The sequence below is a fragment of the Candidatus Bathyarchaeota archaeon genome, assembly GCA_026014585.1.
In the GTDB taxonomy this organism is placed as follows: Archaea; Thermoproteota; Bathyarchaeia; order Bathyarchaeales; family Bathycorpusculaceae; genus Bathycorpusculum.
This window is the reverse complement of the sequence record JAOZIA010000005.1, coordinates 184,333-197,912: the sequence shown is the minus strand read 5'-3', so window position 1 is coordinate 197,912 and position 13,580 is coordinate 184,333. Positions and strand designations below refer to the sequence as shown.

11 protein-coding genes are annotated in these 13,580 nt (G+C 39.9%); all 11 read left to right on the top strand.

Annotation, left to right across the window (positions count from 1 at the left end; genetic code table 11):
* Positions 1-42 precede the first annotated feature (42 nt).
* The 11 genes from NWF01_04030 (at position 43) to NWF01_03980 (ending at position 13,523) form a co-directional block, all read left to right on the top strand.
* Positions 43-1,140: a DegT/DnrJ/EryC1/StrS family aminotransferase gene (locus NWF01_04030; protein MCW4024186.1), complete on the top strand. Its 1,098-nt coding sequence runs from the start codon at positions 43-45 to the stop codon at positions 1,138-1,140.
* Positions 1,141-1,156: 16 nt separating this feature from the next.
* Positions 1,157-2,017 carry a glycosyltransferase family 2 protein gene (locus tag NWF01_04025; protein MCW4024185.1) on the top strand — a complete coding sequence of 287 codons (861 nt, stop codon included), beginning with the start codon at positions 1,157-1,159 and terminating at the stop codon, positions 2,015-2,017.
* 44 nt (positions 2,018-2,061) lie between these two features.
* Positions 2,062-3,285 (top strand): glycosyltransferase, encoded by a 1,224-nt coding sequence (locus NWF01_04020; protein ID MCW4024184.1) that lies wholly within the window; start codon positions 2,062-2,064, stop codon positions 3,283-3,285.
* Between the two features lie 4 nt (positions 3,286-3,289).
* Positions 3,290-4,513, top strand: a complete 1,224-nt coding sequence (locus NWF01_04015; protein ID MCW4024183.1) for a hypothetical protein — start codon at positions 3,290-3,292, stop codon at positions 4,511-4,513.
* Positions 4,514-4,549: 36 nt separating this feature from the next.
* Positions 4,550-5,734 carry a glycosyltransferase gene (locus tag NWF01_04010; GenBank protein ID MCW4024182.1) on the top strand — a complete coding sequence of 395 codons (1,185 nt, stop codon included), beginning with the start codon at positions 4,550-4,552 and terminating at the stop codon, positions 5,732-5,734.
* Positions 5,735-5,750: 16 nt separating this feature from the next.
* The gene (locus NWF01_04005; protein MCW4024181.1) at positions 5,751-7,454 is read left to right on the top strand and encodes a hypothetical protein; all 1,704 of its coding nucleotides are present in this window, start codon (positions 5,751-5,753) and stop codon (positions 7,452-7,454) included.
* Positions 7,455-7,476: 22 nt separating this feature from the next.
* Positions 7,477-8,412 carry a glycosyltransferase gene (locus NWF01_04000; GenBank protein MCW4024180.1) on the top strand — a complete coding sequence of 312 codons (936 nt, stop codon included), beginning with the start codon at positions 7,477-7,479 and terminating at the stop codon, positions 8,410-8,412.
* Positions 8,413-8,435: 23 nt separating this feature from the next.
* Positions 8,436-9,665 carry a polysaccharide pyruvyl transferase family protein gene (locus NWF01_03995; protein ID MCW4024179.1) on the top strand — a complete coding sequence of 410 codons (1,230 nt, stop codon included), beginning with the start codon at positions 8,436-8,438 and terminating at the stop codon, positions 9,663-9,665.
* Between the two features lie 2 nt (positions 9,666-9,667).
* Positions 9,668-10,843, top strand: a complete 1,176-nt coding sequence (locus NWF01_03990; GenBank protein MCW4024178.1) for a Coenzyme F420 hydrogenase/dehydrogenase, beta subunit C-terminal domain — start codon at positions 9,668-9,670, stop codon at positions 10,841-10,843.
* Positions 10,844-10,917: 74 nt separating this feature from the next.
* Positions 10,918-12,222: a putative glycoside hydrolase gene (locus tag NWF01_03985; GenBank protein ID MCW4024177.1), complete on the top strand. Its 1,305-nt coding sequence runs from the start codon at positions 10,918-10,920 to the stop codon at positions 12,220-12,222.
* 23 nt (positions 12,223-12,245) lie between these two features.
* The gene (locus tag NWF01_03980) at positions 12,246-13,523 is read left to right on the top strand and encodes a polysaccharide pyruvyl transferase family protein (protein ID MCW4024176.1); all 1,278 of its coding nucleotides are present in this window, start codon (positions 12,246-12,248) and stop codon (positions 13,521-13,523) included.
* The last annotated feature ends 57 nt before the right edge of the window (positions 13,524-13,580 follow it).

Genomic DNA, 13,580 nt, shown 5'->3' with positions numbered 1-13,580 from the left:
GTTAGAAAAACCGCAGTACTCATCTGAAAGGAGCATTCATTAATGAAAATTCCTCTGGCAAGACCTGTATTTGATAAAGAAATGGAAAACGCGGCAGTACATGCACTACAAAATGAACGCTTTGTAATGGGTGAAAGCGTACTCAGGTTTGAGGAAGAATTCGCAAAATTCTGCGGCACAGACTATGCTGTATCAGTTAGCTCAGGTACAGCTGCACTACAATTATCTCTTCTTGCAGCGGGATTAAAACCCGGGGAAGCTGCAATCACATCACCTGCATCATTCATCGCAAGTTCAAACGCAATCATCCACGCACAAGGGCAACCCAAATTTGCAGACATAAACCTGCAAACCTACACCATAGACCCCCACCAAATCGAAAAAGCTATAACACCAAAAACCCGTGCCCTAATACCTGTGCACTTATATGGTTACCCAGCAGAAATGGATGCAATTAATGAAGTTGCAAAAAAACACAACCTACCCGTTATTGAGGATGCCTGCCAAGCACACGGCGCCAAATACCACGGCAAACGAATCGGAAGCATAGGAACAGTGGGCTGTTTTAGCTTTTATCCCTCCAAGAACATGACTGTTTGCGGAGATGGCGGCATGATAACTACTAATGACCAAAAAATCGCGGAAATGGCATCTAAACTGCGTGACTGCGGCAGAAAAAGCCAGTACCTCCATGATGTCATCGGTTACACTGCACGGCTAAACACGGTTAGCGCTGCAATTGGACGTGTTCAACTCAAACGCCTCGATGGCTGGAACCAGACGCGTAGGCAAGTAGCCCAAGCTTACAATGATGAACTTGAAAGCATTGAGGGTTTAACTTTGCCTCCTGCCCCCACCAAAGAAATCGAGCCAGTATATCACATTTATGTGGTACGAACAAAACGCCGCGACCAACTAAAAACGCATCTTGAAAGCCAAGGAGTTAGCTGTGGGGTTCATTATGCGCTTCCAATACATCTGCAGCCTATTTATCAAGAGCTTTTTGGGTTTAAGGAGGGTGCTTACCCGAATGCTGAAGACTTGTGTGGGACCTGTTTGACTCTTCCAATGTACACTGACATTACGAATTCGGAAATATCCTTTATAAGCAAACAAACAGAAGGGTATCTTAAATCTTAATACAGTGTTGGGTAAAATGGAAAAACTTGATAAAACTGATGAGTTAAGCATTGCAGAAGATTGGGAAAAAAACACCTTTAAAGAATTAGATGATTATGTCTGCCCGACAAAATTTACTTTACCCTCATTAAATTGCAAACCAAGTGTGTTTTCAATGACTACGCTTACACAAAAACACGACAAAAACAATCAAGTTAACGATCTGCCCTCAACACAGGTAATTATGGCAGCATTAAATGAAGAAGAAGGTGTCCAAGCAACAATAAAAGAATTCAGCCAATATCTGCGTCCATCTCAAATTATTGTTGCTGATGGAAAAAGTAGTGATAACACCGTTGAAGTTGCACAAAAATTAGGTGCAAAAACTGTCTTTCAGGATGGCAAAGGTAAAGGTGACGCATTTGCAAAAGCAATCCAGTACCTGCAGCCTGAGACAGAGTACGTTATAATCACTGACGCCGATTTCACTTATCCGGCAGACACAATTCCTGAAATGATAAAAATATTGAATGAAAACCCCAATATTGGCATGGTCTGCGGAAACCGCTTTGGCAACAAAATTAACTCTCCAAACCAAAGTGATTTATTCTTTTTTGGAAACCGCTTCTTAGCATTTGTTCACAATATCCTAAACGGTATCCACTTAACTGATCCGCTGACTGGCTTGCGTGTAGTGCGAGCTGACCTTCTTAGAAATTGGGATGTACGCTCCAAAGGCTTTGACATGGAAGTTGAACTAAACCATCATGTGGAAAGAGAAAAGTTTGGTATAGTTGAGGTTCCAATAACGTATCGAGAACGTGTAGGTGAAAAGAAACTAAAAGTTAGACATGGTTTGAGTATTCTAAAAAGAATTTTTATAGAATATACACGTTAACCTTGTCTATTTCAAAATAATCATTAATCGTTAAGGTGAATCTCTTGATTAAAGTCCTCTTGGTGCCCAGCAGCGACTATATAGGGCATCCTTTTCCCCAAAGGCACAATCAACTTTTTGAACGATTAAATAACATTCCCGATTTTGAAGTGCATGTGGCAAGATACCGCCTTTTTAAAACCAACAGGCTGTCTTCAAAACTTATAATGCATGAACTTGGAGGAACAAATCGTGGTTCTCTTGCCAGTTACTACTTATTTAACTCTTTAAGCCACGTTGCACAAATAAGAAAAATAATACGTGACAACGGTATTGATGTTGTGGTTTTATCCAACTTAGCTTCGCCATTTGCCTATACATTATTTAATGAACTATCAAAAATCGGTATTCCAACAATAGTGGATTTACCCGACTATTTCCCAACCAGCGCAACCGGCAACGTCTTTGATGTTGAGAGCATTACCGGCAAATTCTTCAACACAACATTTGACCTTATGCTACGCCGAATAATGAAGCACGCTGACTTGGTTACAGTTGTTTCTCATGCTCTCAAATCATATGCTTTCAAAAACGGTGCACAACATGTTGAACTTGTTCCAAACGGCATCTCTGAACATTTTCTTGAACGCACAGGAGACTGCGCTGTTAGAGAAAAACTTGGTTTTCAACCTGACGATTACGTTATAGGTTACATTGGTAGCGTGGAGTTCTGGTTAGAAATGGAGCCTCTTTTTAGGGGTGTTTCCGCTGCGATAAAAGATGGGTTGCCCGCTAAACTTTTGCTGGTTGGAAAAGGCTTGCATACTGGGTACACACTCAAAGTTGAGAATCAGATTAAACGTGCTGGGCTTGAAAAAAACACGACATGGCTTGATTTCATATCTCATGATGATGTCCCATACTACGTGAACGCAATCGATGTTGGCACTGTTCCCTTTGATGTAACAAATCACACTGCATACTATTCCTCTCCAAACAAAATCTGGGAATATCTATCACAAGAAGTACCTGTATTGTCAACGCCCATTCCTGAGGCTTTAGCAAACTCTGATTACCTATCAATTGTAAACAAGCCATCTGATTACAGTTCAATGTTTTCAAAACTGTACTCAAAAGACAAATCCCTGATGGATAAAACCTGCAAAGGCTATCTTGAATCTAAAAACGTGACCTGGGCAAAATCTACCAAAATCTTAGCTGGCCTAATCCAACAATTAGTCAACAATGAAAAACCTAATGGTAACCAACCAAAAATTCCTCTGAAGTGAAAAAATGGGCACACTGCAATACACAAACCAGACACTTCAAAACCAAGCCAATTTAGCCACAGATTGGTTGCTTAATTCAAAAATTCACAATAACACTCTGTCTGACAAAAAACTGTTTGGAAGCTTCAATAATTACCTTGACCTTAGCAGTCAACAATGTGAGTATGCTTACACTGAAATAACAGGGTACAGTGTAGAGCTACTTTTAGACTTGTACAAAAAAAATAATGCTGCCAACCTGCTTGAAGCTGCAAAACATGCTGCTAACTGGGTAAGGGCTATGCAGTACAATGGAAGCCTGCCCGAGGGTGATGGCGGATACCTTTATCGCGTGAATCTTGAAAACATGAAAACATCCGACGAAGCTTACTCTTTTGATGCAGGAATTTGCCTTGGCGGGTTAACTCGGCTCTATGAAGTCACAAATAATGCTGCTTATCGTGATTCTGCCTCAAAGGCTGCAGGATGGCTAACTCAGGTAATGCAAAACCCTGATGGCTCCTTCAAATCCCTCTGTGACATTAAAAAAAATGCCAAAGATGCAACCATCCAGAAAAGCCCTATACCTAATTCCATCCGTAAATCATGGTTCTTTTTACCTGGTTGCCACCACGGAAAAATCGCGATTGGCTTGTCCAAATATTACTTGCTAAGTAAAGACCAATCAATCTTGAAAAGCGTGTCCTCATTATGTAATTGGCTTATTTCTCAGCAAAGCCAACGCGGATACTTCAAAGTAGCCGTTAACTCCGATGTCTCTTTTTCCCATACACATTGTTATGCAGTTGAAGGATTACTTTTTGCTTCCACAATACTCAAAGATGATGCGCTCTTTAAGTCCGCCAAGATAGGTGGGGACTGGCTGGTTAAACTGCAAAGAGATGATGGCAGAATTTCCGCTTGGACAAACAACAACTGGCCCATGAGCTACACTGACATCAGTGCAGTTGCCCAGTCAATCAGAATATGGTGCGTGCTATACTCTGAAACTGGCGACCAAAAATACCTTGATGCCATAAACAAGTCCCTGTTTTATCTGCTAAAGATGCAGCATATCACCAGCGATTCAGCACAATCAGGCGGTTTCCATTTAGCTGAACTTGATTTCAAACTTGCCAAACATAAACTTGCAAGACTTTACTCTTGGGCAACAATGTTTGCTATACACGCGCTCAATTTGTCCAGTGAAGTCTTAGAGCGAAAAATATCGGGCGCTGAACTCTGGTAAGCAGTTAGATTAAGAAACTACTTGTTGTTGAGTTAAATGCATGTTGTTTTGTTATCCCACGAATATCCGCCCTACCAATTCGGCGGCGTAGGCACCTTTGTTAAAGACTTTGCCAACGGATTAACAAAACTGGGTCATGAAGTAACGGTTATCTGTGGTCGCCCTATTCCTTCAGAGCCAAAAAAACAAGTTGAAAGTAACCCTAAAATTAACGTGGTTCAATTTGGCTATCCCAATTTAACAATGCGTTACTTGCTCTTTCAAACTTGTAACCACAAAAAAATTGTCAACAAAATAAAAGAGTTAAAACCCGACATTATTCACGGGCAATCAGACTCAAGTTTTCCAACAATTGCGTCACTGAAAAAAATCGCGCCCATAGTGATTACTTTTCACGGCAGCCCCTTAATGCAAAAAAACCTGAGTATACGTTCACTTGGGCAGGGCGGAACCTTTGGGGACTTTTTTGTCAACGGTTTAGGCTACCCAGCATTTGCCTATATCAACAAAAAAGAACATGCCCATGCCGATGAAAGTGTTGCCGTTTCAAAATCCTTAATGAACCAGCTTAATACTGAACTGGGCGGCAACAATTTTTCCTATGTTCACAATGGTGTAAACATAGAACTACTTAACCAACTAAGCACAAGCACGCCTTCAGATAACGACAATGGAAAAACGTTGATTTTTGGTGGACGTCTTTTCTGGAGCAAAGGTGTAATGAACGTAGTTAACTTGGCTTATCTGCTGGAAAAACGGTATCAGTCAGATTTGAAAGTGGAACTTTACGGTTCGGGACCAATGTACCAGACAATCTTGGACTTCAAAAACCGTCATGGCTTGAAGAATTTGGTGCTTAAAGGCTTCACCGAACGCTCAGAATTTTTGGCAAACGTTAAGAGGTCAATGTTTGTTTTGCTTCCAAGTTTTGATGAAGCATCGCCTATGCTGCTTTTGGAGGGGATGTGTTTGGGCAAGATTCCTGTAACGTTTAATCTGCCGTATTCCCGCGAGTTCACCAATGAGGGTGCTTTTGGAATTTTGGCAGATAACATAGCCGATATGGCGCTTAAAGTAAAAAATTACTGCTCAACAGAGGACATACAGACACAGCAGAAACGGATTCAACGTTTTGCCCAAGAACATTTTGATATTAACCGTACCGCAAAAAGTTACTGCTCTATCTACAAGTCTTTGTTAACTGCAAATTCGACTGCATAGTTTTGGCGGTTGATGTATGAAAAAAATTGTTTTGTCGAGGCTGTTCTTTATTGCCTCAATAGTCCTCTTGTTAGCGGTTGCTTTGCTTCTTAGGCGGGATTATCAAGACGGTTGGATTCTTGAAGGCTTAGAAATCCCTTTTGCTTTGTTTATTTCATCAATGCTTCTGAGTTTTTACTATGAAAAAAACGAGTTACGCCTTGTTCTGATTGCTGTTGTAAGCGCGGTTGTCTTTGTGCTTATTCCTAACTTCAAGTATGTTTGGTTCCAAGGTGTATATTTAGACCAAAACGTGCAGTACAACCTAGCAAACACTGTATTAGACACGGGCAGAATCGCACCTTTAACTGCCACCGTTTCTGTTGACTACACCAGTTCTCCGCTTTTTCATCTTCTTTTTTCAGTTTTCTCAATTTTCCTAAACGTTCACGTAGAGACTGCAATGAAATATGTCCCATCATTGCTTGTGCCCCTATATCCCCTGTTGACTTTTTGTATAGTCAAAAAATTACACTTCTTCAACAACCCGTCAATTTTGAAATATGCCCTTCTTGTATCCTGTGTCCCCATTTCTATGATTAGTTATGAGGTTGTGGGAACAACTTTTGGTCTTGTTTTGTCTTTTGTGGTGCTGTATCTTCTTGTAAACCTGATTCAAAAAAGTGACCGTCGCTACTGGATTTTAAGCGTGTTTTTTGTAGTAGCATTAGCAACAGCACATGCAGTTTCGTCCATTATTTTATCGATGATTCTTTTGGCTATTTTGGTCTTAAAATTACTGCCCTTCTTACGTATCAAACCCGCCATAAAAATTCCAGTAATTTTAACTGTTGTGTGTGTAAACTTTGCTTGGCTAATGTTCCCTGGCATTTCAAACTTGATTGACGCAATAAAATCCTTTGTTTCAGGTGTACCAACAGGAACTACGCCTTCATCAGAACGTATTCCATCAACATTTTACAGTTTACTAGATGTTAACGTGTTTGAAGCAGCTAAAACATTTGCAGCTTACTATGGCTACGACCTTTTCTTGTTGCTTTTGGTATCTCTTAGTTTGTTGATTGTTTTTGTTAAAAGAAAGAAGATTAACCGTGTAGAATCCTTTTTTATGTTGATTGTTGGGATCGTTTTCTTCCTCTTGTTTATCGGTGTCTTCTTCTCTTTTGGTGGAACCAGAGCTTTAGCCTTTGGAAGATTGCTGGCTCCTTTTTTTGCAGGTGGCCTTATTTTCTTTGTCAGCAAAAAAGTTAGGTTGCTGGTTCCTGTTATTCTTTCGGTTATGCTTTTGTTGTCTGCTGCTCAAGCGTTTGGTTGTCAACCGTTAATCTCTTCGGCAAATACTTTGTACCCTGATATTCCCTCTAATGTGCCTTTAGGGTACGTAAACGTCGTGAACTCCGTTTATCAGCGACAGGTTGTACATTTCGCCTGTGACCACATCATTACGGGCAGGATAGCAAGCGATGATGTTTCTTATTATCAAATGTTAGGAGTAGCTGATTACAACTTTAGGCTCTTGCACGTTATCAGATATTACCCTCTCGACCCACGAGCAGACCCTGAAGGGTACTCCTTTTTCATTATTCATTTTCAAGGAAAAGCAGGTGTATTTGACGAGCAAGCTCAGTATCGTACTCCCGCCATAATAAATCAGGCAATTGGCAATAATAGCGTTATTTATACAAACGGAGAATCACACATACTGCAACATCACCGATAAATTAGAATGGTTTGACTGCAAAATGGACCCAGTAGTTAGCGTTATCTTGCCAACAAAAAATCGTTCTCGCTTTCTTGAACCTGCAATAAAAAGCGTGCTTAGTCAAACCTTCAAAGAATTTGAACTCATAATAATTGACGCAGCATCAACAGATAATACCTCCCAAGTGGTTAACGGATTTAATGATTCCCGAATCAAATATCTACGCCAAGAAAAAGACGAGGGTGTTTGTGCTGCGAGGACCTTGGGGATTTCAAAATCAAAAGGCGACTTTGTTGCTTTTTTGGATGACGACGACCTGTGGCTACCTAAAAAAATCAATACTCAACTGACCGTATTTCGTGGGGCATCAAATGCGGTCGGGGTAGTGTATTGTTCGTCCGGTTACTATATACGGATGGATGAGCAAGTCGTCAAATTTCATGGTGCATCTGTAAGCGGCAATATTTTTGCTCAGATTGTGGAGAAAAACATTATTGGAAACTGTTCTGGCGTAATGGTTCGTCGTGAATGTTTCTCTGACGTTGGACTGTTTGATGCGAGTTTGTACGCCGGTGAAGATTGGGATATGTGGATTAGGCTTGCAAAAAAATACGAGTTTGAACCTGCTGATGGATTCCAGTACATGTACAGGCTTCATGCACATCGAGCTAGCAGCCGTGTTAACACGTACAAACGGCTCAATGCAGTAAGAATCATACTCAAAAAGTTCTTGCCTGACATAGAAGCGTTGCCTCAAAAAAATAAGCTAATTAGTACATGGTACACCCATTTTGGCTTGATTCACTTCGAAAACGGCGATACAAAAAATGCTAAAAAAGCCTACATAAAAGCAATAAAAGAAAACCCCGCAAACATTGCAGCCTACTTTAAATTGACCATTTGCATATTCGGCTTAAAATTCAACGATATCCTATCAAAAATCCTGCAATGCAGCAGAGTCATCTGTCCAAGATAAAACAGTGTTCTGAGGAAGATTTTGTGAAGAAAATTGCTGTTGTAAGCGTCGAAGACACCTTAAATTACGGCTCAGCTATGATGGGCATTAATTTAATTTATTATCTATCAAAAAAACTGGGAGCAAATGCTGCATTTTTGATTGATGTATTCACCACAGAAGACTTTGAACGAATCAATACAGAACTCAAGTTCAAAGTTAATCTTGGAAAACTTCGGGTTCCACGAAAAAACAGTAAAAACTCAAAAATTCCGCGCCTAACTGAGCAAATAAATTTTTTCAAAGAAAACATTGCTGTTTTTTCAGAAAATCCTACAGGTGTAGTTGATGTGGGCGGTGATAATTTTGGTGAATACTATTACGGCAAGGGCGTCGTTTTAGATTTGTTACGTGTATTTTTTTTCTCAATTAAATCACGCTTTTTTATTGTTGGGCAAACTATTGGTCCTTTTTTTTCTTGGCGCAAACCGCTGGCGACTGCACTGCTAAAGTACAGCTATATTTACCCACGTAATCCCCTAAAAAATGATTATGCAGTTCAAACCTTGGGTTTGAGGCGTGTAATTGAAGCAAGAGATTTGGCTTTTCTGGATTTGCCCAACCAGACTGACCCTAGCTATCAAAATAATGTGTTAAAACAATACGGGCTTTTTGACTGTTCTTACCTGTGTGTTGTGCCCTCAGGGTTATATCGTTTCTACACAAACAATTACGATGATTATGTGGCTTCATGGGTTAAAATCATTAATTCACTGCTGGATAATTCGCAGCTAAAAAGCTATAAAATCGTTCTGTTGCCCCACGTTTTAAGTGCCCATAATGATGACCGCAAAGTAATACGTGACATTTTACAGCACCTATCTAACGACAAAAGAGACTGTGTGCAGTTTATTTCAGATGTTTTACTGCCCAGTCAGGCAAGATGCCTTTTGGGTGGTGGATTGTTCACAGTTACCGCTAGGATGCACGCTGCTGTTTCAACTTTCCAGATGCATAAACCAGCCATCTGCATAGCTGCCAGCGTAAAATTTAACGGCGTAGTTGGTGAGGGCTTGGGTTCAAGTGACTTGATTGTTAAAGCTGATGATAAAGGACTTTGGCGTTCAGGCGAAATATCAGAGAAGGTCGCTCAAAAGGTTGATTACGTAGTCGGAAATTATGATACAATCATCCTTAGAATTACAGCTAAGGTTGAGGATTGTAAAACTTTAGCTCTTGCTCAAATAAATGATATAGCGGAGAAGATTCAGTGAACATGAAACCTGCAATCGAAGTCATAGGCAAAAACAAATGCGCCGGTTGCTACGCTTGCTATAGTTCTTGCCCAACACAAGCTATCCGTATGGAATTAGATGATGAAGGCTTCCTTTTCCCTAATGTTGACAGTGGCAAATGCGTGAGTTGTGGAGAATGCCAGCATTACTGCCCTATCATTACCCCTGTAGAAAACAGCGTGGAAAACCCTAAAATATTTGCTTCATGGTCAAAAAACAAAGAAATAATTTTGGCAAGCTCATCGGGTGGAATTTTTTCTGAAATCGCCAATGTTGTCCTTAAAAAGAATGGGGTAGTTTTTGGGGCTGCCTTTGATGAAAATTTTACCTTAAAACATTGTGTTGCCACAAATGAAAAAGAATTGGCTCCTTTGAGGGGCTCAAAATATATTCAAAGCCATATCGGTAATGCGTATGAATCTGCTGTTTCCTTGGCAAAACAGGGCAAACCTGTTCTCTTCTGTGGTACCCCCTGTCAAACAGCAGCTTTAAAATTGTATTTAAAAAATAAAAAATTGGACAAACAATTTAACGAGTTTTATATATGTGACCTTATTTGTCATGGGGTGGTTTCTGAGCTTTTTTTTAATAAATATTTAGAGAATATATGTGCCAAAAGCGTTCTTGTTGGGTACAGTTTTAGAGATAAAAAATTAGGCTGGGAAAATTACGGGCAAAAAGCAACTTTTAAAGACAAATCTGCTTACTTCAAAAGCTACCGAACCGACCCTTTTATGGTTGGCTACTTAAAGAATCTCCTTATGAGACCTTCATGTTACTCCTGTCCTTTTGCAAAGGTTCCCCGCTCTTCAGATTTGACGATAGGTGATTTTTGGGGTGTGCCTTTTAATCTGTACAACAGAAATGGTGTTTCTATAATCTTGACTAACACCACGAAAGCAGAAAAATTATTTGAACAAATTGAAGTCGTAAAGTTTCCCATTTCTTTAGATGTTGTGCTAAAAGAAAACCCCCGTGTTAACAGTGGTTCTATGGAAATAAGTCAACGGACGACTTTTTTCAATGTTTTTAAGGCAGAGGGTTATGAGAAAGCATGTGAATTGTTTCTTACAAGGAATTTGGTGTATCCTGAATGGTTTTTGTGGTTTACTCCTTTGTATAAAGTGGTTTTGGGTAAGCTTAGGGGGCATAAGTGAAAAAGTTTTTAGTGTACTTCTGTTGTACAATTTAAAAGTTATGTTTATTAAATCGTAACTCTTACGACTAAAACATGCGTAAGCGATTACCCTGCATAACAGCTATATTGCTCATGCTCATCATAGCACTCTCAAACGGAGTAGCCCTCACCCAAGCAGCCCCGCTGCAAGAAACCCAAACAATCCAAGCGAGTGGACAAATAATTTTCCCATCCCTAAAAATTTCCCTCTACACAACCTCTTGGAATCTAGCCGAATACGAAACAAGCGTCCTTACCTCAGCATTCGGCGCAAGCCAATCTTGGTACGTTTCACCAACTAACATAGACAATAAATACATTTCAAAAATAGACCAAATTCACGCCATAAACCCCAACTACAAAGCGCTAATCTACCGAGATATCGTTTGCATATACGATTATTGGGCAGATGACTGGAATACTGCAGACAGTAACGGGTGGCTGCTTAAGGATTCCTCAGGAAACTACGTTGTGAGTAAGGCTTACCCTGAAAACTATCGAGTTGATATTACAAACCCTGATTACCAAGTTTGGGTAGCAGACAAAATAAAGGCATGGCTAGATCAGTACCCTTCCTTTGATGGTGTAATGGTTGACAACGGGTTAGCCTCTTCTGTGGCTGCTTGGCAATCTGGTAGCAGTGCCTCCCCCATTAACCCAAAAACAGGCACAAACTTCACTTGGGACGAAATAAGAACAGGTTACATCCAAATTTTAAATGAAATAATCAACGCCGTTGGACCATCCAAACTTGTGGTTCCTAACGGAATCTGGAATGGCGAATCATTCTACAATAGCGCCGATCCATACAACCAAATAATATCTCAAGTGCCCGGATTAAGCGGGTTGATGAGTGAAGGAACCTTCATCACCTACAACGGTCAATGGTACAGTGAAAGCGATTGGCGTAAATCCTTAGATATGGTTAGTTGGGTGCAAAACAGTTTCCTACAGCAGGGCAAAGTTTTCATAGCAACTTGTCAAGCCGCGATCTTGCCTTCTGATGCGACAGCTGATCAACTTATTCAATACGGCTTTTGCTCTTTGATGCTTGCCGCAAAATATTCTTCACCTCAAAACATAATCTCTTTTAGCTTAAACCCTGAACGTTACTCTAACTCTGTGGATCTGCTTCAAAAACTACAAAACGCAGATCTTGGTGTTTTCCTTGGAGACTACTACCAAATAAATTCACTGCCCCTTTATGCAAGAGACTTCAGCAATGGAAAAGTGTTGGTTAATCCTACCGCCAATGCCCTAAACTTTGAATTAGATGGTGTCTACACCACTCTTGACGGCGAAGAAGTAACAGGGGTTTTAACTGTTGCTGCTCACAGTGGTCTGCTTTTGCTTAAATAGGACGTTTCTCTATTACGCATAAAATGCATATACTGTTAATTAACACGAATTATTCGTGGAACAAAGGCTCAGCGGCACAGGTTTCAAGCACAATTGGTGTTCTTAAACAGTATATCCCCAATCTAACTTTTACTTTGGTATCAGAAGCTTACGAATTGGATTATCCATCCTGCAAGGCATCCAACATCCATATTGTTGGTTCCCCAATGGGTAAGGTTTTCTCAAAAAAAGCTTACGTCCGCAGATTAATGGTGCTTTCTAATGAGGTTTTAAGAAGTGCCCTATGGTACGCTTTAAGCAAAGCAAAAATTAAAAGTGATTTTCTGCTGTCCGATGAGGTTTTAAAGGAGTATCAAAAGTCTGACTTTGTTCTTGATTTAAGCGGTGATACCTTAAGTGATCATGGTGCAAATGCGCTTTACTCTATTTTTCATACCTTGATTGGTGTTTTTTTAAAGAAAAAAGTTGTTGTTTATTCGCAGTCAATTGGTCCCTTCCGACGGTTAAATGCGCCTTTAGTTAGGTACTGCCTAAACAAAGTTGACCTCATAGCTGTCCGAGAAACAGAAAGTGTTGCTATTATAGAAGAAATGCATCTGACCAACTCAAAAATTATGTTAATGCCTGATGTAGCTTTCCTTTTAAACCCCGTAAGTAAACAAAAAGTTTCCGAAATATTGGCTCAAGAAAAATATGAAAGACCTCCAGGTATTCTCATCGGTATTGGACCTAACGAGTTAATGAATAAACATTTCAGAGCCCAAGAAGGCACCTATGTTGATTTAATGGCGCAAGTTGCTGACTATTTAATTGAAAAGTTAGACGCTAATATACTGTTAATTTCTCATGTGATTATTCCTGAGGGTTACATGTCCAATGATGATCGTACAATCGCAAACAGAATTTATGGCAAAGCAAAAAACAAAAACAGAATCAAAATTTTACTTGCAGATTATTCTCCTGAAGAACTAAAAGGCATTATTGGCATCTGCGATTTATTCATTGGAGCACGTATGCATTCAAACATAGCTGCTCTATCAATGGGTGTTCCAACAGTGGTCATCGGCTGGAGCCATAAATATTCTGGAATAATGAACATGCTAAACCAGCAAGACTACTTCTGCAGTATAAACGCACTGACATATTCCAAGTTGGTTTCAATGATAGATGGGGCTTGGGCAAACCGAGAAACAATACAAAAAGACCTGCAAGCCAGAAAACCACAAATTGATAAGTCAATAATTGCCAGTGTCTCTGAAATAAAAAAATTGTTAGGGCAACCTGTGTCAACGGAAAAATAATTTTTTTTGGCATACGCAGAAAAGTTATAATTAAGTTATTTGCCTAACAAGTGTTTG